The organism is Gardnerella sp. DNF01198P (genome assembly GCF_049244165.1).
GTDB lineage: Bacteria > Actinomycetota > Actinomycetes > Actinomycetales > Bifidobacteriaceae > Bifidobacterium > Bifidobacterium swidsinskii.
This window is the reverse complement of record NZ_CP058382.1, coordinates 1,553,350-1,578,164: the sequence shown is the minus strand read 5'-3', so window position 1 is coordinate 1,578,164 and position 24,815 is coordinate 1,553,350. Positions and strand designations below refer to the sequence as shown.

At 44.5% G+C, this 24,815-nt stretch carries 17 protein-coding genes, 1 other RNA gene and 1 pseudogene; 14 read left to right on the top strand and 5 right to left on the bottom strand.

From position 1 onward, the window contains the following. Positions 1-72: 72 nt before the first annotated feature. The 4 genes and pseudogenes from pulA to HXT44_RS06535 all read right to left on the bottom strand — a co-directional run bounded on the left by pulA (position 73) and on the right by HXT44_RS06535 (position 6,109). On the bottom strand, positions 73-2,082 hold the full coding sequence (gene pulA, locus HXT44_RS06550) for a type I pullulanase (protein WP_004108138.1): 2,010 nt from the start codon (positions 2,080-2,082) through the stop codon (positions 73-75). 311 nt (positions 2,083-2,393) lie between these two features. Beyond that, on the bottom strand, positions 2,394-3,317 hold the full coding sequence (locus HXT44_RS06545) for a sugar ABC transporter permease (RefSeq protein ID WP_004104797.1): 924 nt from the start codon (positions 3,315-3,317) through the stop codon (positions 2,394-2,396). Further along, entirely contained in the window at positions 3,314-4,720 is a 1,407-nt protein-coding gene (locus HXT44_RS06540) for a carbohydrate ABC transporter permease (protein ID WP_410310280.1), read from the bottom strand. Before HXT44_RS06540 ends, HXT44_RS06545 begins: the two co-directional genes overlap by 4 nt. Before the next feature lie 159 nt (positions 4,721-4,879). Further along, positions 4,880-6,109 (bottom strand): annotated as a pseudogene (locus tag HXT44_RS06535) (extracellular solute-binding protein). A 258-nt stretch (positions 6,110-6,367) separates the two neighbouring features. On the opposite strand from HXT44_RS06535, the gene HXT44_RS06530 reads away from it, so the two are divergent. The 12 genes from HXT44_RS06530 to HXT44_RS06475 all read left to right on the top strand — a co-directional run bounded on the left by HXT44_RS06530 (position 6,368) and on the right by HXT44_RS06475 (position 20,938). Beyond that, positions 6,368-8,068: an alpha-amylase family glycosyl hydrolase gene (locus tag HXT44_RS06530; RefSeq protein WP_421782852.1), complete on the top strand. Its 1,701-nt coding sequence runs from the start codon at positions 6,368-6,370 to the stop codon at positions 8,066-8,068. A 77-nt stretch (positions 8,069-8,145) separates the two neighbouring features. Further along, on the top strand, positions 8,146-8,982 hold the full coding sequence (locus HXT44_RS06525) for a TraX family protein (RefSeq protein ID WP_004108130.1): 837 nt from the start codon (positions 8,146-8,148) through the stop codon (positions 8,980-8,982). Between the two features lie 96 nt (positions 8,983-9,078). After that, complete coding sequence (locus tag HXT44_RS06520; protein ID WP_421782850.1) at positions 9,079-11,766, top strand: TIM-barrel domain-containing protein; 2,688 nt, start codon at positions 9,079-9,081, stop codon at positions 11,764-11,766. 489 nt (positions 11,767-12,255) lie between these two features. Beyond that, on the top strand, positions 12,256-13,326 hold the full coding sequence (thiO, locus tag HXT44_RS06515) for a glycine oxidase ThiO (RefSeq protein WP_004104781.1): 1,071 nt from the start codon (positions 12,256-12,258) through the stop codon (positions 13,324-13,326). A 123-nt stretch (positions 13,327-13,449) separates the two neighbouring features. Next, on the top strand, positions 13,450-13,656 hold the full coding sequence (gene thiS / locus HXT44_RS06510; RefSeq protein ID WP_064621649.1) for a sulfur carrier protein ThiS: 207 nt from the start codon (positions 13,450-13,452) through the stop codon (positions 13,654-13,656). Between the two features lie 82 nt (positions 13,657-13,738). Next, positions 13,739-14,551 carry a thiazole synthase gene (locus HXT44_RS06505; RefSeq protein ID WP_004104776.1) on the top strand — a complete coding sequence of 271 codons (813 nt, stop codon included), beginning with the start codon at positions 13,739-13,741 and terminating at the stop codon, positions 14,549-14,551. A gap of 35 nt (positions 14,552-14,586) precedes the next feature. Then, positions 14,587-15,318 carry a HesA/MoeB/ThiF family protein gene (locus HXT44_RS06500; RefSeq protein WP_064621753.1) on the top strand — a complete coding sequence of 244 codons (732 nt, stop codon included), beginning with the start codon at positions 14,587-14,589 and terminating at the stop codon, positions 15,316-15,318. A 267-nt stretch (positions 15,319-15,585) separates the two neighbouring features. After that, positions 15,586-17,487 carry a molecular chaperone DnaK gene (gene dnaK, locus HXT44_RS06495; protein ID WP_064621752.1) on the top strand — a complete coding sequence of 634 codons (1,902 nt, stop codon included), beginning with the start codon at positions 15,586-15,588 and terminating at the stop codon, positions 17,485-17,487. After that, entirely contained in the window at positions 17,487-18,185 is a 699-nt protein-coding gene (gene grpE, locus HXT44_RS06490; protein WP_012914519.1) for a nucleotide exchange factor GrpE, read from the top strand. The genes dnaK and grpE overlap by 1 nt, the downstream gene beginning before the upstream one ends. A 124-nt stretch (positions 18,186-18,309) precedes the next feature. Then, positions 18,310-19,371 carry a DnaJ C-terminal domain-containing protein gene (locus tag HXT44_RS06485; RefSeq protein ID WP_415692841.1) on the top strand — a complete coding sequence of 354 codons (1,062 nt, stop codon included), beginning with the start codon at positions 18,310-18,312 and terminating at the stop codon, positions 19,369-19,371. Between the two features lie 87 nt (positions 19,372-19,458). Beyond that, positions 19,459-20,055, top strand: coding sequence for a heat shock protein transcriptional repressor HspR (locus HXT44_RS06480; protein WP_076003097.1), 597 nt, complete (start codon positions 19,459-19,461; stop codon positions 20,053-20,055). A gap of 139 nt (positions 20,056-20,194) precedes the next feature. Further along, complete coding sequence (locus HXT44_RS06475) at positions 20,195-20,938, top strand: HAD family hydrolase (RefSeq protein ID WP_076003096.1); 744 nt, start codon at positions 20,195-20,197, stop codon at positions 20,936-20,938. A gap of 94 nt (positions 20,939-21,032) precedes the next feature. On the opposite strand, the gene HXT44_RS06470 is transcribed toward HXT44_RS06475, so the two are convergent. Then, positions 21,033-23,357, bottom strand: a complete 2,325-nt coding sequence (locus HXT44_RS06470) for a transglycosylase domain-containing protein (RefSeq protein ID WP_421782847.1) — start codon at positions 23,355-23,357, stop codon at positions 21,033-21,035. 172 nt (positions 23,358-23,529) lie between these two features. On the opposite strand from HXT44_RS06470, the gene HXT44_RS06465 reads away from it, so the two are divergent. Then, the gene (locus HXT44_RS06465) at positions 23,530-24,672 is read left to right on the top strand and encodes an inositol-3-phosphate synthase (RefSeq protein WP_033888408.1); all 1,143 of its coding nucleotides are present in this window, start codon (positions 23,530-23,532) and stop codon (positions 24,670-24,672) included. Between the two features lie 41 nt (positions 24,673-24,713). Continuing rightward, positions 24,714-24,810: signal recognition particle sRNA small type (ffs, locus tag HXT44_RS06460), an RNA gene on the top strand. The last annotated feature ends 5 nt before the right edge of the window (positions 24,811-24,815 follow it).

Here is a 24,815-nt window from a genome sequence, read left to right as displayed (position 1 = left end):
AGTGTTGTGATTACTCATGTTTAGTTGCAATCGTCTGACAGTTTATTATTTTTTTTACTTACTAAAACGCAATTACTTGTTGCTAAGCACAACAAAAGTTCTGATAGGCAAGTGTAGGGTAGCAGCGCTTTTTTCAGTTGTAATATTTACCGCGGTGTCAGGTTGTTTTCCAGTCCACTTAGCAAAATAATCACTTGAATTAAGTACGCAATGCCACTCTTGAGCCTTTGCGCTATGAATAGCAGGTAGCTGAATAGTTGCATCTTCATGATACATAGGATTTGCGCAAACAATTAAATTATTGCCAATGCGCGTAGCCAAAACAGTATGGTTAGACGTTTCAAGTTGTTTGCGTTTGCCATCATACAATGAGCTATATTCAGCGCGAAGCTTTATAAGTGCACGATACCATTGAACAAGCGGATTGAAACGTTCAGCGCGCGCCCAGTCAAGCTGGTTCATTAGTACACCGCGATTATAAGAATTATCGCAACCGTGCTTAGTGCGTCCAAACTCTTCTCCGCTTAGCATAAACGGCGTGCCTGCAGAGCACAAAACAATTCCAGCTGCAAACATATTAGCGTTCAAAATATCCGCAACTTGTTGTGCATCTTGAGCGTCAAACTCAAAATCGCTAGCATTCTCGCGCATAGAGATACAAAGCTTATCCCAGAAAGTCAAATCGTCGTGAGCAGAAGTATATTGAACAATCTGTCCAACTTCTTTACCTGCAGAAGGCGTATCACGCCATGCATTAAGAGTTTGGCGAGCCGCATCTGAGCACCAGAGCTCATTGCCATTTACATACCCGCGGTCGAGATGGTTCATGACGTTGCCTTTGAGGGAATCGCGAGACTCGTCACTAAACCAGCCTATGCGCTCGTTAAGAGTGCTTCTGCCGTCTTTATCTCCCATCGGAACTTTTTCATCAACAGCAGGATCCGAAGCACTCCACGGTTCTCCATACATAACAATATCTTTACCGCCAGGAAGCTCATCTAATGCAGCTCGTGCCTGATTTAAGGTTTCAGTATCAGTCAATCCCATAAGATCAAAACGGAAACCATCAATGTGATAGCAGCGTGCCCAATGCAGCAAAGATTCAATAATAAACCTGCGGAACATAGGATGTTCAGAAGCCATTTCATTTCCACAGCCAGAGCCGTTAGCAAAAGATCCGTCAGAGTCTCGCCTGCAGAAATACCCAGGAGCCATGCATTCGAAAGCGTTTTCTGCAGACTTGTACATGTGATTATAAACAACATCCATAATTACGCGTTGGCCATTAGCATGTAATGCCGCAATCATTGCTTTGCATTCGCGAATTCGCGCAGTGCCGTCGTAAGGATTGCTAGAATAAGCACCTTCAGGAACGTTGTAAGCGTGAGGATCATAACCCCAGTTGTATAGAGAATCTAATTCTTCTGCTGAAGCACCGTTTTTGCGCGCATTGTCGATTGCGGATTCGTCAACTGTTGCAAAATCGTAAATAGGTTCGAGTTGCACATGAGTAATGCCAAGCTGCTTTAAATAATCCAAGCCAGTAGGGAAGTTGCATTCAGAAGAATCTGGATTTTGCAAAGATGTATGTTCATCAGTAAAAGCGAGATATTGGCCTCTATGCTCTGGCTTAAAGCCGCCATTAGGATTGCTGCTGAAATCTGCAACATGCGTTTCCCACACAACCATTGCATGACGCACAAACTTAGGAGACTTATCTTTATGCCAATTGGCAGGAGACACTCGCTCATCGTCTATGACAAGGCTGCGCTCACCATTTACACCGCTCGCTACACCCCAAGGGTCACTAGTTCGATTTACTGTGCCATCTTGGAAAGTAACAAGATAATCGTAGTATATGCCGTCTAAACGCTTACGGAAATTAATCCGCCAAGCTCCGTCATGCAACGGTTTCAATTCGTGTGTTTGAATTGGCTCACTGTTGTTTCCGGTTTCAAAAAGTCTTAACGTCACATTCTGTGCAGTTGGTGCCCATACAGTAAATGTTGTAGATTTAGCGTTTAAAGTAAATCCAAGAGGTCCTTCGTATACAGGCCATGTTGCCGAAGATGGAGTCGTCATATAGGGTATCCTTCTTCCTTCGCTATTTTGCGAATTGTCTAAATTTTCTAAATTATTTAATCGTATTAGTAATTATACAGTTTTTAAATTTTATTATTTACTTATTGTTCTGTTATCAAGTTTTTTTATGTTTTGCGGCACTATTTGGCTAAACACGGTAGGGTTTATGCGATAGCCATTATCGTATTAAGTCAAACGGCGAGTGTGTTAAGTTATTTTTTATTTTTACGTGTTCGTGTTGTCTAGCGAAAGAGAAGGCTGAAACGCTCGAAAGCGTCTCAGCCTTCAGTAGATTTATATCCTGTAAATTATCAGCCTTTAACGGAGCCAGACATGGACTCTTCGTAGAAGCGCTGCATAATAATGAACAGGATTACGATTGGTATGGAAATGCACACAGCGCCTGCCGCGAATGCAGCGTACCAATCAGGTAGATACTTTTTGGTAAGCATCTCCATTAATCCGTAAGCAACTGTGTAGTTTTCCTTATTGTCTCTCACTACTGTCTTCACCATAACGAAGTCTAGCCATGGTCCCAAGAATCCAGTAATTGCTTGGAACACAATCATAGGCTTGCAGATTGGAACAATAATCTTCCAGAATACTTGCCACTTTGTGCATCCATCCAAGTATGCAGCTTCATCCAAAGACTTTGGAATAGTATCCATGTAGCCCTTCATAATGTAGAAGCCGGCACCGCTACCTGCAGAATAAACGATAATAAGTGCGATTAATACAATCGAACCTTTTGTTAAACCAAGAGCCTTCAAAATGAAGTAGATAGCAATAACAGCCATGATACCTGGGAACATACCAAGAATCAGAGCAAGATTCATGAATGTCTTACGTCCTTTGAAACGGAGACGAGACATGCAGAAGGACACCGCTAACACAAACACCAAAGAAATAATGCACACGAAAATTGACACAATCAAAGTGTTGAGGAACATTCGTGGGAAATTAATGTCATCGGTATCGGTAAATAACTTTATATAGTTATTTAGTGAGTATTCAGTTGGGAAGAAGGTTTTCTGATAGGAACCAGTGTTCTTGTTGAAGCTTTCTAACAAAACCCACAAGATTGGAATCAGCCAAATAACTGACAACACCAGCAAGAACAAATGTGAGAAAGTATCTCCAATTACTCTTCTGACATGTTGATCTTTAAGGAAAGAAACACTACGAGTGCTCTTTACAACAGCTTCTTCGTTCTTAGTTGTAGTTTTATCACTCACCGGAATCCCTCCTCATTCTTGTAAGATCCAGAGTTGCGATACGTAATCAGTGCTACGACAGCAAGCACAATGAACGTCAAAATACCAATTACTGCACCTGCGTTGTAGTTTTGCTGGTCAACAGTCAACTTGTAGAGCCATGTGATAAGCAAGTCGGTGCCGCCTGCACTGTTGACTTTGCTACTTGCTGGACCACCTTTTGTTAAGAGGTAAATAACGTTGAAGTTATTGATGTTGCCAGTAAAGGTAGTAATCAAATATGGAGTCATAACAAAGATGATGTACGGCATTGTGACGTTCATGAAACGTTGCCACCAACCTGCGCCATCGAGCTCTGCAGCTTCGTAAAGTTCTGCAGGAACGTTTTGCAAGATACCTGTAATCTGCATGATGGTGAATGGAATACCAACCCAAAGATTGATAAGAATTACCGTCACTCGAGCCCAAGTTACATCCGTAAGGAAAGGAAGCTCCTGATGTATCCAACCGTTTTGCTTAAAGACAATGTTAATAACACCGTTCTGGCTAAGCATATTGTTCATAATAAGCAATGAAACAAACTGTGGAACTGCAATTGTAAGGGAGAAGCAAGTTCGCCACAATCCCTTAAGACGAGTGGACTTTCTATTGATTATCATTGCAATGAACATGCCGAGGAAGAAGTTCAGGAAGGTTGCAAGGAATGCCCAAACAAGAGTCCAGATTAATACGTCAAAGAATACGTCAGCTTTAATTAAATCACTTTTTCCGGTTAAGAATTGAGAAAAAACGTCTAACCCAATCCAACTGAATTTTTGTTGATGATTCTCGTCATAGCTTGTGAAAGCCATAGAAATCATGAAGAACAATGGCAAAATTGTGAATAACACAATGCCAGCAGTTGGAAGAGTCATAAAACCGACGTGTGCTTTTTCGTCAAGAAGAGTCTTCGCATCATCAATGAAATTAAGTGGCTTCTTGCCGTCTGCCATTACAGATTGCGCTTTGTACGCGCTGCGAAGAGCGAGAGTTGCCAGATATACAAGCAATACAATCGCTAATATCGACATAACTCCATACAGTAAAATTTCTACAGAATTATCGCCTGCACTGTATCGCCAGAATCCGTTGACTTTAACTCTGCCCTGTTCTACTGTGCCAAGAGTGTTGATTTTTGGAAGATAATCCAATCCAATTGCAAATAAGAATACGAATAAAGTTGCTTCGCACGCTAAGAATATAACGCCTTTGATGTATTGCTTGCGGACAAAATTGCCAAAGCCAAATATGACAACAGAAATCCATGAAAGAATGTCCGCATGTTTTGCAGCCTCTTTCAGTGAATAAGGTGAAGGAGCAAAGCGTTCTGCAGTTGACGTCTTCTTCTGGCGTCTTTCTCGCTTTGTGGATGTCGTGCCAGTCATGACATGCCTTTCATGTAAACAAAATTATTTTGTAGAAGATAAACAATGCGCCCCACCCCTTGCCGGAGCGGGGGCTGGGGCGCATTGTTTTACTCAAAGTGCATAAAACACTGCTTATGCATCTATTTAGATTTGTTGGCTAGAGTAAGTTTTGTTTACTTACTTCTCTAAGCCCTTAGCAAATTCTGCGGTCTGCGCGGCAGCATTATCGCCAGTAATCTTACCGGTGGAGATAGAAGTGCCGAATGCTTGAACTGGATCCCAGAACTTACCCATTTCAGGAATTGCTGGCTGCAAGACAGAAGTCTTAGCAATGGTTTCCATCTGAGCAACAGCAGCTGGCTCTGCCTTTACGCTATCAGCAAGGGACTTGTCAGAAGGAATTGCACCTTCCTTTTCGAAAGCAATCTGCTGGGACTTCTTGGAGCCCAAGAATGCAGCGAACTTAGCAGCCATCTCTGGAGACTTGGTGTTGGTGTTGTAAGCAACAGCCTTAGAACCAGCGAAGGACTTCATCTGGTGCTCGCCAGACTCAGTCTTGAAGGTTGGAAGAGCAGCTGCAGCATAGTTATCCTTCAAGGCGTCCTTAACCTTGGCTGCATCCCAAGAACCGGAGAACATTGCATCAACGGAGCCGTCCTTCAAGCCAGCCAAGCCGCGACCATTTCCATCAAGTACGAAGTGCTTTTCGTTTCCAACGAGCTTTGTTGCAATGTACTTGGTAACTTCAGCAGCCTTATCACTGAGCTTCATGCCAGCCTTAGCATCGTTTCCATTTTCGCCGAAGAGCGTCATATTGCCATCGAGGTAGAAGCCTGGGAGATACCAAGCATTAGCAAGATCGAATGAAACCTTGCCCTTTTCAAGCATCTTGTCGAGGGACTTAACGTCATCAGCGGAGAACTTGGACTTGTTGTAGTACATGAACCAAGTGTTGCCGGTGTAAGGAACGCCGTAAAGTTTACCGTCCTGAGCGGTAACAGACTTAATCAAAGTATCTTCGTTCTGTTCCTTAACTTGCTTTGTGGCGTCATCGCTTAATTCGCCGATTGCTCCAGCCTTTACCAAGTCGCCGAGCTGATCGTTAGGGAAGAGGAACACATCAGCAGCAGCCTTAGCATCCTGCTTAACAGCCTTAGCAGCGTCTGGTGGCTCAACAACAGCGTTCTTGAAAGTAACGTTTGGATTTTCCTTCTTGAATTCTGCTTCAACAGTCTTAATCCAGCCGCCATCTTTCTAATCGTCAGCAGAACCCCAAACGGTGAGCTGAACAGGTGCTGAATCAGCAGCTTTCTTAGTGCTATTGTTAGTGCTTGAACCGCAAGCTGCAAATCCAAACAAAGTAGCAACTGCAAGACCTGCACCCAGCATCTTCTTAATATTCGTCATCCTTGACCTCCTATATCATGCCAAAAATTGGCATATCATTTGGTGGCGTAGTAACGGACTCCGTTGTGGCGCAACATCGCGATTGCTGCGTAGAGCAGCGTCACAAGTCTCACAAATCCGTTCGTAAGCACTGTGTAGTATACACGGATATCGTGTCGTTTGCAAATGAGTGGCGGGTTAATCTGTATATTTAGCCCTATAAATTTTTTCAAGTGGTTGCGTGTAAACTAAGTAGCACAACGCTAGAAGGGTGAAATAATGGCATTATACGATCATGCTCAGTGGCTTAAAGACGCGGTTTTTTACGAAATCTATCCGCAAAGTTTTTGTGATTCCAATGGCGATGGCATAGGCGATATTCAAGGAATTATCGAAAAGTTAGACTATGTAAAATCGCTTGGTTGCAACGCAATTTGGCTTAATCCTTGCTATGACTCGCCTTTTAAAGATGCGGGCTATGACGTGCGCGACTACAAAAAAGTAGCTGCGCGTTACGGAACGAACGAAGATTTAAAGCAGCTTTTTAGTGAAGCTCACAATCAAGGAATCCGCATATTGCTTGATTTAGTGCCAGGTCACACTAGTGAAGAACATGAATGGTTCCGCGAAAGTTCGAAAGCTGAAGAAAACGAGTTTAGCAAGCGATATATTTGGACAGACAGTGCGTTTAGCGGCTATTCTATGCCGTTTATTGGCGGTGAAACTGAGCGTGACGCCACTTATATTCTAAACTTCTTCAAATGTCAGCCTGCATTAAACTACGGTTTTGCACATAGGGATCGAGCTTGGCAATCCGCTCCAGATTCCAAAGAAGCGGCAGAAACTCGCGCTGCAATGGTTGATATTATGCGATTTTGGCTTTCGCTTGGTGCGGATGGATTCCGAGTTGATATGGCTGATTCGCTTGTAAAAAACGATGACAATAATGGCGAAGGAAGCCTTGGAAAAGACAATACAATTCGCGCATGGCAGGAAATGCTTGGCACTGTAAAAGAAGAGTATCCGCAGGCTGCTTTTGTGTCCGAATGGGGCAGACCGCGTCAGGCTCTTACTGCAGGATTCGACATGGACTTCTATTTGAATTGGCGCTGGGATGGCAATCCTAATGGTTATGCGCGTTTACTTCGTGACGTTGATAACGCTTTAGATAACAATTCTGAGCGCGATCGCAGCTACTTTAATGCGCACGGTGGCGGAAGCATTTGCCCATTCTTGGACGACTACTGCCCGCAGTATGAATCAACCTGTAATCAAGGCTACTTTAGTTTCATCACGTGCAATCACGATACGCCGCGTCTTGCTCCGCGTCTTGGCGATCGTGAGCGTCGCGTGGCTTTCGGCATGATACTCACTATGCCAGGCGTGCCATTCGTGTATTATGGCGACGAAATTGGCATGAAATATCGCGATATTCCAACAAAAGAAGGCGGCTACGCTCGTACGGGCACTCGTACGCCAATGCAATGGGACGATGCAAAGAATTTTGGCTTCTCGATGGCTGCAAAATCTAAATTATACTTGCCTGTTGAAGCGCGAGCAGACGGAAGAACTTGCGCAAATTCTCGAAAACAAGCAGTGGAAAGTGGTGAAATTCCAACTGTTTCTGCGCAAATTAATTGCGAAGATTCCTTCCTTTCGTGGGTGCGCTCGCTTATTGCGCTTCGTCATAGCCGCAAATCTTTGCAAGCTGACGCTTCTTGGAGAGTGCTGTATGCTCCTGTTGACGGGCGCGGCTTTGCTTACGAGCGTTGCGCAAAAGGTGACGCAGGAGAATCAGCTGTGGAACGAAGCATTGTGGTTATGAATCCAGGTGTAAATAGTGAAACAGTTTCATTAGAAGCATTAGCGAATCTTACGCAAGAATCTGCTTACAATCCATTACTGAAAATTGGAGAAATATCAGTTGATGGTGATTGCTTAACACTCGGCGCTCAAAGTTTTGCAGTGTTTGGAATGTAAATTACAGGTTAGGTAGATACGCGACTACGGATAAAGTTTATATAAACTAGGTATGCGCAAATAAACAAGGACGTGCAATGAGTATTAATAGTGGTAAAGCAATAATGCGTGATAGCGGTAACGCGAATAAGGAAATGCTTGATGCAAACGGCAAACCAATTCGTGCTGACCGTAACATAAAAACTGGAATCACGCTCAATAAACTCAAAATGCTCGGCGCTTTTATGCTTATGCTAGGTGCATTTAGTAACACAGTAATTGCACGAATGTTCGGCGGAACAGTAACCAATAATATGTTTGCATTGACAGTCATATTAGTTTGTGAATTTATAAGCTGGACTGCAGTGCCATGGTATGCGTGGATACTAGTACGCGGATACCATAACACGCATAATTTGAATCTTTACATGTTGAGATTGCTGATTTTAGCAGTGGTTTGCGAAGTTCCATACGATTTGGTGAATTCAAAATGTTTGTTCGACATGCGTTCGCAAAATCCTGTATTTGCAATGGTTATTTCCCTATTCGTACTTTCGAGTATAGATACAATTAGGGAACGTTTAAGCGGATTTAGTAAAGGTTTTGCTATTACCGTGCTTATCATTGCGGGTCTTCTTTGGAATTTGATAGGAAAAGTTTTTGTGCAGCATGGAATTTTCTTCGGCGGCGTAACTTTGCTTATTTTCGTACTTCTTTTTGAATTATTAAAAAAGCGCGAAATTACTATGGAGATGACTGCAGGAATGTTCGGTGCTATGTCGATGCTTACACCTGGTATTGGTGTAGCTGTGTTGCATTATCGTAGCCCTTATGGTGATGGTCCTAAAAACTCGACGACGTTCCGTTGTGTTATGTATGCGTGGTATCCGCTGATGTTGATCATTGCGTCAGTGTTTGCAGTATACATTCATTAAAGTTATAAGTTGTAAGCAAACAAAATAATACATAAAATAATACATAAAATTGTTAATAAGCAAAGTTGCAAGGTAACAGCAGAGATGTGCAGTAGTATGGACTCTTCCAAGTTGGGAATTTTTTATAAGTACGCAACTGATTCAAATGCAAAGGCGCAGGATAGTCAGGTAATTAAGGGCGAAAAGTGGCGAATTACGGTTATTACAGATTCGCTTATTCGTCTTGAATGGAGCGATGATGGAAAGTTTGTTGACAATCCTACGCAAACTGTAATCTGCCGCAATTTTGCTCACAAAAGCGCGGACGCTCAGCCGCAATTTAGTACGCGCACAAACGAAAATGAATGGCTGGAAGTCGAAACTGAAAAGCTGCATCTTACTTATAATTGCGAAGCTTTTAGCAAAGAAGGTTTAAGTATTGTTGTGCGCGGAGTGCCGTGCACGCAGTTTAATACGTGGCATTACGGCGACGCGTGCCCGGGAAATCTTCTTGGAACTTTTAGAACTTTGGATCAGGCGAATGGCCCGGTAAAACTTGGTAAAGGAATACTTTCGCGCGACGGATGGTCTATTTTAGACGATTCTGCAACTTGCGAAATTGCTCCGGCTGAGGAAATAAATGGCAAACCAAACCCGTATGGGGCTTGGGTTAAGTCGCGTGCGCAAAAAGTTAGCGAGCAATCAGGTAGATACAAGGACTTGTATTTCTTCGGTTACGGACACCGCTATATTCAAGCAATTCAAGACTTTTATAAGCTTACGGGCGCTCAGCCGCTGCTGCCACGTTTTGCGCTAAGCAATTGGTGGAGCCGCTACTATCGCTACCGTCAAGACGAATATTTGCAATTGCATAATCGTTTTAAGCGCGAAGGCATACCTTTTAGCACGGCTGTTATTGACATGGATTGGCATGTTACTGATGTTGATCCGAAGTATGGATCCGGTTGGACGGGCTATACGTGGAACGAGGAACTTTTCCCGGATCATCGTGCTTTTTTGCGTAAACTTAACGCTGCTGGATTGTCTCCAACTTTGAACTTGCATCCGCGCGACGGCGTGCGTGCGTTTGAAAAAGATTATCCGCAAGTTGCGCAAGATGCTGGCATTGATCCGGCAAGCGGCAAAGCTGTGGAATTTGATTTAACGAATCCGCAGTTTGTGAAGGCTTACTTCAACATGCATCATCGTATGGAAGATGAAGGCGTGCGATTTTGGTGGATTGACTGGCAGCAGGGGGGAGTTACGCGCGAGCCTGGCTTGGATCCTCTTTGGATGCTGAACCACATGCATTATGAGGACGCTGCGCGCGAAGGTCGATGGCCTATTACGTTCTCTCGTTATGCTGGCCCTGGTTCGCATCGCTACCCAGTTGGATTCTCGGGAGATACCGTTACTACTTGGGATTCGCTTGCTTTCCAAACTTACTTCACTTCTACAGCTTCCAATATTGGCTACGGATGGTGGAGTCACGATATTGGCGGACACATGCTTGGCGTTAGAAATAACGAGTTGGAAGCGCGATGGTACGCTTTCGGCGCGTTTAGTCCTATTAATCGTTTGCACTCTACTTGCTCGCCATTCGCTGGAAAAGAGCCGTGGAATTTCCCTCGGGAGACTCGCGAAGCAATGGTGAAAATGCTTCGTTTGCGCGCGGAACTTTTGCCATACGTTTATACGATGAATTATCGCGCGGCTTTTGATGGCAGGCCGATTATTGAGCCAATGTACTGGCAGTCGCCGGAAGTTGGAATGGCTTACGAAATTCCTAACGAGTACCGTTTTGGAAGCGAGCTTATAGTATCGCCGATTGTTTCGCCTAACGACGCGGCTGCTTTGCGCGGATGTGCTGGAGTTTGGTTGCCGGAAGGCGATTGGTACGATTTGTTTGACGGACGCAGGTATGTGTCTCGCGGCTGGAATGGCCGCAGATTTGAAGCGTGGCGCTCACTTGACCGCGTGCCGGCTTTTGCGCGCGCTGGAGCGATTGTGCCTCTGCAAGTTTTGCCGGAAGTTGCAGATTGCGAGCGTAGTGCTGAGACCGCTGAATCTGTTAATAGCATTGAAAATCCGCGGGCTTTGCGAGTTCTTGCATTCCCTGGAGCTGACGGCGAATTTGTGATGCGAGAAGATAACGGCGATTTTGCTGCCGCGTCTGCTGGAAATACTGCTAATACACGTATGAATTTTGTGTGGCGAGACGGCAATGGTTCTTCGCAATTTATTATTTCCGGTGTTGCAGGATGTGATGCTGCCGTAGAATCTGTGCCGCAAAAACGCAACTGGAACGTTGTATTTAGAGGAGTTGCTTGCATAGATTTTGCTCACGTGCGCGTGTTTGTTGGGAGCCGAGAGCTTAACGCAAGCGAGTTTGCGGTTTCTTACGAAGGCGAAGAGGCGACTTTGAGCTTGTCGGTTTCTGTGAAAGACGTGCCAGCTCGTTCGGAAGTTTGCGTAATTGTTGACGGTGGATTGCAAATCGCTGCCGACCCTAAAGTTGGCGACGCTTACCGATTCCTGCTTCAAGCGCAAGTGCCGTACAGAGGCAAGGAAATGGCTTTTGATGCAGTGCGAGATTCTGGCGGAAGTGCAAGTGCTATTGCTGAAATCTCAACTCTTGAATACGAGAACGAATCGGAAGCAGAAAAGTATCGCAACAGCGTTGATATGCTTAACGCTTACGCAACCGACCAGCCTTCCGTAGTTAAGTGGGCGCAATGGCGTTGCACACTGCCTGTTTCGGTAAAGCACGCGCTTGAGGAGATTTTGCTGCGCTCGGTTGAGTAATTCCGTCAGCGCGAGCGCGACGACCTGCCTGAGCGCATAGAGCGTAGCGCGCGAAGGCAACTCGGAGCGGAAACTCGCTTAAGTTGGAAGTCCAGTGGACTTCCAACGCGAGTTTCGCGCGCGAGCGTAATCCGCGCGAGCGCTGTCTGCGCCAGTAACGAAAAAACGGAGTTATACGTTACTCGCGCAGAAACCGTACTGCGTCAGTAGCGAAATTGCTTAGTTTTGCGATTTGACATGCCATCTCAATTAACCAATTTTTCACAGAAGTGCTAGAATACTACACGGTAGTGTGACGAAAATCACATATTTTCGTTGCGTCTATCTGTAGCGTTTGTAATATCGCTAAAGTTGGCAATATTACAGCTTTACAATCGCAGTTTTGAAAGTCAAAGCTACGAAACGCGGGAGCTTGTTCTATACAGGCTGAGAGGGCGAAAGCCGACCGTAAACCTGATGCGGGTAATGCCGCCGTAGGGAAGGAGTATTATGCGAAATATTCGTATTATTGGTGCAGGTATTATTGGTTTAGCAACAGCGTGGAGACTTACGGAAGCTGGCGTAAAAGTTAGCATAATTGATCCAGATCCAGTCTCGGGCGCTTCTCACCATGCTGCTGGCATGTTAGCTCCTACCGCAGAAATGCAATATCAGCAAGAAGCGTTGTATCCTCTTATGTTTGAGTCTGCAACTATGTATAAGGAATTGGTTGATTCGGTTGCAAAGTACACCGATAAGCCAACTGGCTACTTAGAGTGCGGCTCTTACGTAATTGGCGGTGACGCTGCAGATAACGAGCACGTAAACGAGTTGCTAAACTTGCAGCATCGTTACGGCCGTAGAGCTGAGCATATTTCTGTGAGTAAGCTTCGTGAGATTGAGCCTGCTCTTTCGCCAACTATTGCTGGCGCTGTAAGCGTGCCGGACGACCATCAAATCAACCCTCGTCTTTTCACTGCAGCAATGATTGATGCACTCGAAAAGCGCGGTGTTGTTATTGAGCGTCGCGCAAGCACTCCAGACGATTTGGGTCCAGACACAGTTTTGGCATCCGGCTTGGGTGCTAAGGATATGCTTCCTCAGCTTAAGCTTCGCGCTGTGTGGGGCGATATGATTCGTATGACTATTCCAGAGCCTTTGCGCCCAATTTTGAGCTCTGTGGTTCGTGGATTTGTGCATGATCGTCCAGTTTATTTGGTTCCTCGCGCTAAGGAAACAGGCGAGCTTGTGCTCGGTGCTACTTCTCGCGAAGATGACCGCGATATTCCAAAGGTCGGTGGCGTGCTTGACTTGCTTCGCGATGCCGCAAGCGTGCTTCCTGGCATTCAGGAATGCTCGATTACTGAGGTTACTGCTGGCGGTCGTCCTGGAACTCCAGATGATTTGCCATTCATTGGCATTGATCCTAAGACGCACACCACGATTTCCACCGGTTACTTCCGTCACGGCATTTTGCTCACCGCTTTAGGCTCTTCTTTGACTACAAAACTTGTGCTTGAGCAAGAGTTGACTGAGAAGGAAAAGGGCTTCTTGGAGAGCTGCAATCCTGCACGCTTCTAATCGCTAATTTCAGTGAATTCGCTAGATTTCGCCGCGAATTGTGTGAAGTGTTCCAATATAGACGTAAGTGTGATGCAGAAAGTACTTTTAGTAATTCAGCTTTTAGTTAGTAAAGGTTAGATTATGCAAATCGTAGTCAATGGTGAAACTGTTGAAGTGCAAGACGGATTAACTGTTGCTCAGCTTATTGCGCAACGTTATGGTTCGGATGCAGGACCTGGTATAGCGGTCGCAATTGGCGACGATGTGCTTTCTCGCTCGCAATGGGAATCAGCCGTCATATGTGATGGGAATCAAATCGAGATTCTTAGCGCAGTTCAAGGCGGCTGAAACACCACAAAATTAAGCGTGAAATTAGTGCGCTTAATTATTTAATTTTAATTAAGTTTAAATATTAAATAAAAGGCTTAAAATGACAGAAAATAATACAGAAGAAAGTGCCGATACTTGGCAGCTTTGCGGTAAGACTTTACATTCAAGGCTTTTGCTTGGCACTGGCGGCATGACGAGCATTGACATTATGGAAAAGTCACTTGTAGCTTCAGGTGCGGAAGTGGCTACGGTTGCAATGCGCCGTCACGCAAAAACAGGCGTGGATATTTACGGCATGTTGCAGCGTCACAATATTAACGTTTTGCCAAATACTGCTGGTTGCAAAACTGCGCATGACGCTGTGCTTACAGCAAAAATGGCTCGTGAATCGCTTGGAACTGATTGGATTAAGCTCGAAGTGATTGCAGACGACGATACTTTACTTCCAGATACTCGTGAAGTATTACTTGCTGCAGAAAAGCTTATTGAAGAAGGCTTTAGCGTTCTTTGCTACACGAATGACGACCCGATTGTGGCTCGTCGCTTGGTTTCGCTTGGTGTGAAGGCTGTTATGCCTGGTGGTGCTCCAATTGGAACTGGTCTTGGTATTTTGAATCCTCGAAATATTGAGCTGATTGTCCAAGAATGCAAGGAAGCTGGCGTTCCTGTGATTTTGGATGCCGGCGTTGGCACTGCTTCCGATGTTGTTAAAGCTTTCGAAATTGGCTGCTCTGGTGTGCTTCTTGCAAGCGCTGTAACTCGCTGCCCAGACCCAGTGAAGATGGGTCGTGCAATGGCTGCTGCTGTAACTGCTGGAAAGCTTGCTCACGATGCTGGCCGTATTCCTAAGCGTGAACATGCGCTCGCTTCTTCGCCTGTTGAAGGTCGCGCTTGGGCTGATTCTGTACTGTAAATTTTGTACTGTAATTTTTCGGCATATTATTCAACATGACGATTAATAAAATTTACGACAACCTGCAGGAGCTTGAGATGGAACGCACTAGCCGCCACTTGCTCCTGCCGGGCTTTACGCATGAACATCAGCAGTTACTTCGCGATGCGAAAATCTGCATGGTCGGAGCAGGTGGACTTGGTTCGCCATGCTTGCTTTCGCTTGCTGCAGCAGGAGTTGGCGAAATCACGATTTGTGACGACGATGTTGTTGAGCTTTCTAATTTGCAAAGGCAGACTTTATATACTGTCGATCAGTGTGGCAAATCTAAAGCGCAACTTGCGGCTAAGCGTCTGCAAGCGTTATCTCCAGGTTTAAAAATCAACCTTGTAGATAGATTTAATGAAGACAACGCAAAGCAACTTGTAGAAAGTCACGACTTAATAATTGATGGTTGCGATAATTTTGCTACTCGCTTTTTGATTGCGGATGCTGCTTGGAGTGCTGGTACGCCAGAAGTTTACGGATCGGTGCTTTATTATGAAGGTCAAGTAAGCGTTTTTATGCCTGGGGAGGGACCAGGATTGCGCGACTTGTACCCTTGTCCTCCGCCTAAAGAAAAAGTGCCAAAATCGGCAGTATTGGGCGCGACTGCAGCTATTGTTGGCGCAATGATGGCAACTGAAGCAATCAAACTCATAACCGGTATTGGCACGCCGCTTATTGGTGTTTTGGCGCGCTACAATGCTCTGGATAATTCTTTGCGTCGTTTTAAGTTCAGCGCGTGAATGCTACTGAATTTTGCAGAATTTCCCCTTAATTTTGCTTAAATTGCAAAACTTGAGTCTAGTTGTATAAAGTTTTTTGTAATTTTTGGGAATAAAAGTTGACTTTTACAAGTTGAGTGTAGTAGGCTCAAGTTTTGGAAAGTAAAAAAGCTGGTGATTTACCTAGTTTCCAATAAGGAATCTAAATAAAGCTCAGCTCACGTAACTGCAAAACTTGAAGGAAAGCGTAATTGCACAAAAGGTGCAATACCTAGTTAAGGAGAAATTATGGGACGCGCAGTAGGTATTGATTTGGGAACAACCAACTCTTGCATTGCTACTCTTGAAGGTGGCAGCCCAACCGTTATTGTGAACGCTGAAGGCGCACGTACCACGCCATCTGTTGTGGCATTCAGCAAATCCGGCGAAATCTTGGTTGGTGAAGTTGCTAAGCGTCAGGCTGTAACAAACGTTGATCGCACGATTAGCTCAGTAAAGCGTCATATGGGCACTGATTGGACTGTTGATATCGACGGCAAGAAGTGGACTCCACAAGAGATTTCTGCACAGGTTTTAATGAAGTTGAAGCGCGATGCTGAAGCTTACTTGGGCGAGCCGGTAACCGATGCCGTTATTACATGCCCAGCTTACTTCAACGATGCTCAGCGTCAGGCAACTAAGGATGCAGGTAAGATTGCAGGCTTGAACGTGCTTCGTATTATTAACGAACCAACTGCTGCAGCTTTGGCTTACGGCCTCGAAAAGGGCAAGGAAGACGAGCGCATTTTGGTATTCGACTTGGGTGGCGGTACTTTCGATGTGTCCTTGCTTGAAATTGGTAAGGATGATGACGGATTCTCCACAATTCAGGTGCAAGCAACTAATGGCGATAACCACTTGGGTGGCGACGACTGGGATCAGAAGATTATCGACTGGCTTGTTGGCGAAGTTAAGAACAAGTATGGCGTTGATTTGAGCAAGGATAAGATTGCTTTGCAGCGCTTGAAGGAAGCTGCTGAGCAGGCAAAGAAGGAGCTTAGCTCTTCTACTTCCACCTCAATTTCTATGCAGTACTTGGCAATGACTCCTGACGGCACTCCAGTGCATTTGGATGAGACTTTGACTCGTGCTCACTTTGAGGAAATGACTTCCGACTTGCTCGGTCGCTGCCGTACTCCATTTAACAACGTGCTTTCTGACGCTGGAATTTCAGTAAGCCAGATCGATCACGTGGTTCTTGTTGGTGGTTCTACTCGTATGCCAGCTGTGAAGGATTTGGTAAAGGAACTTACAGGCGGTAAGGAAGCTAACCAGTCCGTGAACCCAGATGAGGTTGTTGCAGTTGGTGCAGCTGTGCAGTCGGGCGTTATTAAGGGAGATCGCAAAGACGTTCTGCTTATTGATGTAACTCCACTTTCCTTGGGTATTGAGACCAAGGGTGGAATTATGACAAAGCTTATCGATCGCAATACTGCAATTCCAACGAAGCGTTCGGAAGTATTCTCTACTGCTGAAGACAATCAGCCATCCGTGTTGATTCAGGTTTACCAGGGCGAACGTGAGTTTGCTCGTGATAACAAGCCTCTTGGCACTTTTGAGTTGACTGGTATTGCTCCAGCTCCTCGTGGCGTTCCTCAGATTGAAGTCACTTTCGATATTGATGCTAACGGCATTGTGCACGTTTCCGCTAAGGATAAGGGCACTGGTAAGGAACAGTCTATGACTATTACCGGTGGTTCTGGTTTGCCAAAGGACGAAATCGACCGCATGGTAAAGGAAGCTGAAGCTCACGAAGCTGAAGATAAGAAGCGTAAGGAAGAAGCTGAAGTTCGCAACCAAGCAGAAGCCTTTGCTTACCAGACCGAAAAGCTCGTGAACGACAACAAAGACAAGCTTTCTGACGAAATTTCCAAGGAAGTTACCGACAAGGTTAATGCTTTGAAGGAAGCTTTGAAGGGCGATGACGTTGAGAAGATTAAGTCTGCTCAAAGCGAGTTAATGACTTCTGCTCAGAAGATCGGTCAGCAGCTTTACGCTCAGCAAGGTGCTGCTGGTGCTCAAGGTGCTGCTAGTGCCGAGGCTGGTACTCAGTCTGCTGCTGGCGCTCAGGCTGGCTCTGCAGCTAAGGATGATGATGTAGTTGACGCCGAAGTGGTGGACGACGACAAGGACGATAAGGACAATAAGTAATGTCCGACTTTAACGCCAACGAATATTTGCAAGATATGGAAGATGCTGACTCGCTGGGTGTAAAAGCTACAGGTGATTCTGCGAAATCGTCTGCGCAATCTTCATCGAAAGCTGCTGAAGATGCAAATCCTGCAGAAACGAAAGCTGATGCACAAGCTGATGCTAACGTTTCTGCGGATTCCGCAAATTCTGAGGATACAGCGAATTCCACTGAATCCTCAGAATCGAAAGACAGCCAAGACGCGGATAGCGGCAGTTTAACTCCCTTAGGTAAAGCTAAGAAAGAAGCTGCAGAGTACTTGGAAGCGTTACAGCGAGAGCGTGCTGAGTTTATAAACTTCAGAAATCGTTCTGCCAAAGAGCAGGATCGTTTCAGACAGCATGGAATTATTGACGTGCTGACAGCATTGCTTCCGGCATTGGATGACATTGACCGCATTCGCGAGCATAGCGAAATGGATGATTCATTCAAGGCTGTTGCAACTAAGATAGATAAAGCTTTTGAAAAGTTTGGTGTGGAAAAGTTTGGTGAGAAGGGCGAAGATTTTGACCCGACCAAGCATGATGCAATTTTGCACAGGCCAGATCCAGACGCTACAAAAGAAACTGTTGATGCTGTAGTTGAAGCAGGATATCGAATAGGAGATCGCGTTATTCGCGCCGCTCGTGTGGTCGTTTCTTCGCCAAGTAATGACTAACGAAACTCTTAGTCGTGACTTTATTGCATAACTTGCTCGTGCTGACTCATAAGAGTTAGCACGAGCAGACTATATTTGGTCAAAAGCGAAATAGCCAATGTGCTTGTGAAGAAAGGAGGCACAAATGGCTGAAAATGAATGGTTAGCTAAGGATTTTTATAAGGTTCTCGGTGTCTCCAAAGACGCAGATGAGGCAACGATTACCAAAGCGTATCGCAAACTTGCTCGTAAATATCACCCTGATTTAAACAAAACAAAAGAAGCTGAAGAAAAATTTAAGGATGTTTCTGAAGCTTACGACGTACTAAAAGATAGTCAAACTCGCCAACGTTACGATGCTATCCGCCAATTTGGTGCTGGTGGTGCTCGTTTCGCTGGAGGAGCAGGTGGTGCTGGCGGTTTCGATGCGTCGAGCTTCTCGGACATTTTCTCTATGTTCAACGGCGGCTCTGGCATGGGCAGCATGGGTGGCATGGGCGGAAACGGTTCGCGCATTCGCTTTACATCCAACGGTGCTGGACCAAATATGAGCGACATTTTCTCTATGTTTGGTGGAGGTCAGCGCTCTCAAGATTCAGCAGGATTCCAGGGTACGAGTGGCTTTGGTGGTGAGAGGTATTCTCAACCGCAGGAAGCTAATGTGCCTGAAGTTGGCGAAGATATAACAACCGATATAAAGCTCACATTTAAGCAAGCTTTTAAAGGCGCTACAGTATCGTTGCGTGCGGCTGGTGAAACTTTTAAAACGCATATTCCAGCTGGTGTAAAAACCGGACAGAAAATTCGTTTGAAAGGAAAAGGCAAGCCAGGCAAGTTCGGTGGTGCTGCAGGTGACTTGTACTTGCATGTTCAAGTAGAAGCATCAGATAAATTTACTTTGCGAGGCGACGATTTGATTTCTACATTGCCGCTAACGTTAAGTGAAGCAGTGCATGGTGCAAAGGTTAGTGTAAACGACATAGACGGCAATCCTGTTACTTTCAAAGTTCCAGCTTGTGTTTCAAGCGGCGATGAAGTTCGTATAGAAGGTGCTGGAGTGCCTGGAAAGAATGGCGATTTTGTTGGTGTTGTGCAGATTCGTTTGCCAAAGCGTTCGAGCATGTCTCTTAGACGCGTTGCAAAAGAATTTGATAAAACTGCTGGCGAAACTTATGCTGAAGAAATTAAAAAATTAAGACAAAACTAAGTTAACAATAATTTAGTAGGTTAAACACTGTTGAATTGCTTGTAACAGTGCTTTAAACATACTAAAAAGGGCAAAGGAAGGCGTGCTATGACACCAATAACGCGTGAAACTAAAGCACTGTATGAAATGTGTGCAGTTGCTTTAGTGCGTGGTACTGCAACGCTTGACGGGGCAGATGAAGTAGGATTTGTTCTTGATTTGCCAATATTTACCGTAAGCCATGTGGCACGCCTAACTAATACGCACCCGCAAACTTTACGACAGTATGATCGGCTTCATTTAATAATGCCGAATAGGACTGAAGGCGGCGCTCGCCGTTATTCTTTGCGAGATATAGACAGGATTGTGCAAACTCAGCATTTAAGCCAAAATGAAGGCATTAATCTTGCTGGCATCATGCAAATACTTGATTTGCAAGAAGAAAATCGACAGCTGAAAAGACAAGTAAGGCATTTGTTAGATTCTGCAGAGTCTTCAGAGCGCAACATTTTTGCTGCAAATGCAGATGGTGACATTGTGGAAATGCAGCGTTCTCGCAATGCGCGTCGCTGGAGGCGGGATATTCTTACAGAGAGACGAGCGTTACCTTCGTCGTATTCTTCGGAAAGCTATAACAGTAATTATAAAAATCGAAAGTCTTTGGATGAAAAATCTGTGGTGTTGTGGAGAGCGTGGAGCATATAGTAACGTAGGCATGGCTACTTATTGTGCTTAAGTGAGAAATTAGCGAGAAGAATTAATAGTGCGAAAAGTAATACAAAATTAGTGCGAAATAATGCGCTACAAAAGCTAAAGCAAATATATGCAATATAAAGGATTGTGAATGGCTGAACAGACGACGAATGTGTGTGTAAGTACTCTTAACTCTAGTGAAGAAAAACATGTGTTGCGTGCAGTTTTTTGGGACATGGATGGCACTCTTATAGATTCCGAGCCGTATTGGCATGAGTCGGAATTTTATTTAGTAAAAAAATACGGTGGTTACTGGGATGAAGATTTAGCTTGGGAATGTTCCGGCGGATCCCTTGAAACTGTTGCCAATAAAATGATTCCAAGCGGTACAAAACTTACTGTAGAAGAAATCGGCAAAGGTATGGTTGATTACGTTGCTGCTCGTGAAGCTGAATCCGTGCCATGGGTTCCAGGAGTTTTAGACGTACTTAAAAGCCTTACGGATGCTGGCATTCCTTCAATTTTGGTGAGTAATTCGCCGCGTTGTTTGGTTGAAAATATTGTGAATCACGCTCCAGAAGGCACTTTCGCTGGGTATGTGTGTGGAGATGATGGATTTAAACCAAAGCCTAGTGCTGAGCCATATCTTGCTGCAGGAAAAATGGTTGGCATTGAGGGTACGGACGAGGAAGTTGCGAAGCAGATGGCTAATTGCATTGCCATAGAAGATTCTCTATCTGGTCTTACTGCCGCAATTAATTCCGGAGCAACTGTAATTGCACAAACAGGTTTTTCGCGCGCAAACATATCTGAAAGCAAGCATCACGCAGAACTTAACGGTTATGAAAATGTGACTGCTAAAATGCTTGAGAACATTGTTTTGAGTCGAAACTAATTAACAAACTAGCAAAACTAATTAATAAACTATTTAGCTATTTATTTAGATAGCTATTCGCATATCTGTTTGTAAATTAGCTACAGTTGATTTACTAGTTTCCTCCAGTTGTGTCATAGTTATTGTCATAACCATGACCGCCAGAATTATTATCGTAGCTGCCAACGCCGCCCGATGATGAATCGTCACGACCATACAGCTGGCTATCAAGGTCTAAATCGTTGTCGTTGTCCTTGTCTTTATCTTTGTCCTTGTTTTTATCCTTATCTTCATTCTCAGTTTTTGCGTGCGTGAATGTGTGTTGTTCGCCTAATCCCCATTTTCCATCAGGTCCGCCAATTTTGCCTGTGTCTTTTGCTTCAGGGAATTTAGTATTCGGGGTTCCTATTACCGCTTGACGCATGTATCTTGTAAACAAGTGCACAGGGTAGTCGCTTCCGCCAAGATATCCGTGGAACGGTTTAATTACTTGTGGGCTACCTTTTGCGTCTGGATTCCATATAGCAAATGCGGTAACAATATTTGGCGTAAATCCTACAAAGCTACCAGCAGTTTCATCGTTTGCTGTTCCAGACTTTCCTGCAATTTCTCTACCTACAGCGCGAGCTTCAGTTGCTGTACCATGTTGCACTACGCCAATCATTGCTTTTGTAGCTAAAGCGGCATCGGCTGGTGAGAATACTTGCTTTCCAGCTGTTGGTGCACGGTAGAACTCTTTACCGTCGGGATTTTTTACGCTGGCAACAATATGCAAATCTGGGCGTCTTCCTTGGTTTGCAAATGTTGCATATGCGCGCGCAATTTCGCTTACATGTACAGAATCGTTTCCGAGCACAGTAAACGGATTCTCACCATTGACTCGTTCAGGATTTAAGCCTGCCATAACTGCGGTATGAGCAACTTTTTTAGCGCCAAGTTTACTTTGCAAATCCATATACACTGTGTTCACAGAATTTGCAGTTGCATTGTATAAGTTAATGGTGCCATAGCTCATGTTTGCAAAGTTTCCAACAGGTTTATCGATCCCATCAAACTTGCGTGGAGAATTGCCATTGAACATCGTATCCAAGCTAGTGCCAGCCTGAATTGCTCCCATAAGCGCAAAAGGCTTCATAGTAGAGCCTGGCTCATAAAGCGCTTGTGTGGCGTTATTAAGCTGTTTCTTTAGATAATCGTCTCCTGCGTAAACGGAAATGATTGAACCATCTTTTGCATTTATTGAAATTCCGCCAACTTGCAGTCCTTCTGGCACAATTCCTCGTCCATCTTGAGAAGGACTTGCAACTTTGAACATTAAATCTTGCTTAGCTTTATCGATAGTAGTAATAATGCGATATCCACCACTGTCGAGATCTTCCTGTGTAAAAGCACCATTCCTAGTTAACTCATCGCGAACCATATGCAATAAGTAACCTTGTTGACCTGCGTAAATGTTTTGAGTCGTCTGAGTAATAGTTTTAGGCATTTTTGCTTGCGCTGCCTGAGAGGCTGTAATGTAGCCATCTTCTTTCATAATGCGTAACACGCGCTTAAAACGAATGCCTGCTTCTTTTGGACCAATTGCAGGATCCCAGCTACTTGGTGCTGGAATAATACCTGCTAAAAGTGCAGCTTGCGAAAGTGACAAATCTTTTGCTTCTATGCCGAAATATGCTTTGGCTGCAGCTTGAATTCCGTATGCTCCTCTACCCAAGTAAATAGTATTCATATAATTGCAAAGTACTGTATCTTTATCTTGAGTTTGCGCAATTTTCAAAGCTAAAATAGCTTCTTTTAGTTTTCCAAAATAAGTTTTTGTTTCACCGAGATAATATCTTTCCGCATATTGTTGCGTAATAGTTGAGCCGCCCCAACGCCCGTGCTTTGTGATGTTATGAAGTAGTGCGCGTCCAATTCCTTTAAAATCTATTCCGCCATCGTGGTAGAAGGAACGATTTTCTGAAGCAACTATTGCTTTACCAACATATTTAGGTAGTACTGAACAATTGATAATTTCGCGATTTTGCTCAGCGAACGAACCTAATTCAGTTTTGCCATCTGAATAATACACTTTCGTCTTATCTGCCATAGCAACTTTGTCTGGTGCCGGTATGTCTGTAGTTGCATACAGATAAGCAAAAACAATTGTGCCTAGCAAAATTGGCACAAAAATAACGATAAGCGCCCAAAAAATAATAGGATGTCTGCCTCGCCAAGTTCTACGACGCCTTCTGCGTGTTGCTGCGCGAGAACGTTCGAATCTTGAATTACGGCTGCTTTTGTTTGATTCAAAAGAATACGAATTTGGACGATATGATTCTTGTCCGCGTGGTGGGACAGATGAAGGCATATTCGTATTTTTTTGTGATTGTGACGATATGCTTCGAGTAGCTTTCTCATGCGAAGTAAACGCTCGTCTTCCATCTTTACGTGCAACCATACATTCCACCGTAGCGTCCGGTGTTGAATTTTTCTACAAAACAGCATGTTTTTGTTTAGAAAAGATTAAAAATATTGAATATTAGTACATATTTGTTAAAGCAATAGTATTATGAAATGTGTATGGTGCGGCATAATGTAATGTCGCTTATTTTGCAGGGCAAGGAGTCTATATGAGCATCCGCGTTGCCATTGCCGGTGTCGGCAATTGTGCTTCGTCGCTGGTTCAGGGCGTTGAATATTACAAAAACGCTGATGACGGTGAGAAAATTCCAGGGTTGATGCACGCTGTATTTGGTCAGTATCGTGTGCGCGATATTGAGTTTGTTACGGCGTTTGATGTTGATTCTCTAAAGGTTGGGCATGATTTAAGTGAAGCAATTGGCGCTTCACAAAATAACACAATTCGTTTTGCTGATGTACCAAATTTGGGTGTAGAAGTATTGCGTGGTCCAACTTATGACGGCTTAGGTGATTATTACCGTGAAATGATCGATGAGTCCGAAGCTGAACCTGTTGACGTTGCTCAAGTTTTGCGAGATAAGCATGTGGATGTGCTTGTTTCTTATCTTCCAGTAGGATCTGAGCAAGCCGATAAAGCTTATGCAACTGCTGCAATGGAAGCTGGATGCGCATTTGTAAACTGTCTGCCAGTCTTCATTGCTTCTGATCCTGAGTGGGCGCAAAAATTCCGTGATGCTGGAGTTCCTATTATTGGCGATGACATTAAAAGTCAGGTAGGTGCAACTATTACTCACCGCGTTATGGCTCGACTTTTTGAGGATCGCGGTGTGCGCTTGGATCGCACGTATCAGCTGAATGTTGGTGGAAACATGGACTTTATGAACATGCTTCAGCGTTCAAGACTTGAGTCTAAAAAGATTTCTAAGACTCGTGCAGTAACTTCAATCGTGCCTCATGAAATGGATGAGCATAATGTTCATATTGGGCCTTCTGACTACGTAGCTTGGTTGGATGATCGCAAGTTTGCTTTCGTGCGTTTGGAAGGTACTACTTTTGGTGATGTTCCTTTGAATTTGGAGTACAAGCTTGAGGTTTGGGATTCTCCAAATTCTGCCGGAATTGTTATCGATGCTGTTCGAGCCGCAAAAATTGCTTTGGATCGCAAGCTTTCTGGTCCGGTTTTGGCTCCAAGTTCATATTTTATGAAGTCTCCTGCAGTTCAGCATGAAGATAGTGAAGCTCGTCAATTAGTTGAACGCTATATTGCTGGTGATGTTGAAGCTAACGAGTCTCAGCTTGATGAAGATACTGAATTTGCAAAAGAGCACGGCAAGAGCGTGTGGCGCGCATAATTTATTACTACTCGACATGTAGCGAAAATCGTGTAATATAGATAGAGCCTCCGTGTGGCACTAAGTCACCCAATCCCCCCAGGGCAGAAATGCAGCAAGGGTAAGTGGCCTCTGGTGGGTGCGCGGAGGTTTTATTATGCGTA

What these genes read in the sequence shown, in the direction of transcription:
- pulA (WP_004108138.1), bottom strand. Translation starts at nt 2,082, where the DNA reads ATGACGACTCCATCTTCGGCAACATGGCCTGTATACGAAGGACCTCTT.
- HXT44_RS06540 (WP_410310280.1), bottom strand. Translation starts at nt 4,720, where the DNA reads ATGACTGGCACGACATCCACAAAGCGAGAAAGACGCCAGAAGAAGACG.
- HXT44_RS06530 (WP_421782852.1), top strand. Translation starts at nt 6,368, where the DNA reads ATGGCATTATACGATCATGCTCAGTGGCTTAAAGACGCGGTTTTTTAC.
- HXT44_RS06525 (WP_004108130.1), top strand. Translation starts at nt 8,146, where the DNA reads ATGAGTATTAATAGTGGTAAAGCAATAATGCGTGATAGCGGTAACGCG.
- HXT44_RS06520 (WP_421782850.1), top strand. Translation starts at nt 9,079, where the DNA reads ATGGACTCTTCCAAGTTGGGAATTTTTTATAAGTACGCAACTGATTCA.
- thiO (WP_004104781.1), top strand. Translation starts at nt 12,256, where the DNA reads ATGCGAAATATTCGTATTATTGGTGCAGGTATTATTGGTTTAGCAACA.
- thiS (WP_064621649.1), top strand. Translation starts at nt 13,450, where the DNA reads ATGCAAATCGTAGTCAATGGTGAAACTGTTGAAGTGCAAGACGGATTA.
- HXT44_RS06505 (WP_004104776.1), top strand. Translation starts at nt 13,739, where the DNA reads ATGACAGAAAATAATACAGAAGAAAGTGCCGATACTTGGCAGCTTTGC.
- HXT44_RS06500 (WP_064621753.1), top strand. Translation starts at nt 14,587, where the DNA reads ATGACGATTAATAAAATTTACGACAACCTGCAGGAGCTTGAGATGGAA.
- dnaK (WP_064621752.1), top strand. Translation starts at nt 15,586, where the DNA reads ATGGGACGCGCAGTAGGTATTGATTTGGGAACAACCAACTCTTGCATT.
- grpE (WP_012914519.1), top strand. Translation starts at nt 17,487, where the DNA reads ATGTCCGACTTTAACGCCAACGAATATTTGCAAGATATGGAAGATGCT.
- HXT44_RS06485 (WP_415692841.1), top strand. Translation starts at nt 18,310, where the DNA reads ATGGCTGAAAATGAATGGTTAGCTAAGGATTTTTATAAGGTTCTCGGT.
- HXT44_RS06480 (WP_076003097.1), top strand. Translation starts at nt 19,459, where the DNA reads ATGACACCAATAACGCGTGAAACTAAAGCACTGTATGAAATGTGTGCA.
- HXT44_RS06475 (WP_076003096.1), top strand. Translation starts at nt 20,195, where the DNA reads ATGGCTGAACAGACGACGAATGTGTGTGTAAGTACTCTTAACTCTAGT.
- HXT44_RS06470 (WP_421782847.1), bottom strand. Translation starts at nt 23,357, where the DNA reads ATGGTTGCACGTAAAGATGGAAGACGAGCGTTTACTTCGCATGAGAAA.
- HXT44_RS06465 (WP_033888408.1), top strand. Translation starts at nt 23,530, where the DNA reads ATGAGCATCCGCGTTGCCATTGCCGGTGTCGGCAATTGTGCTTCGTCG.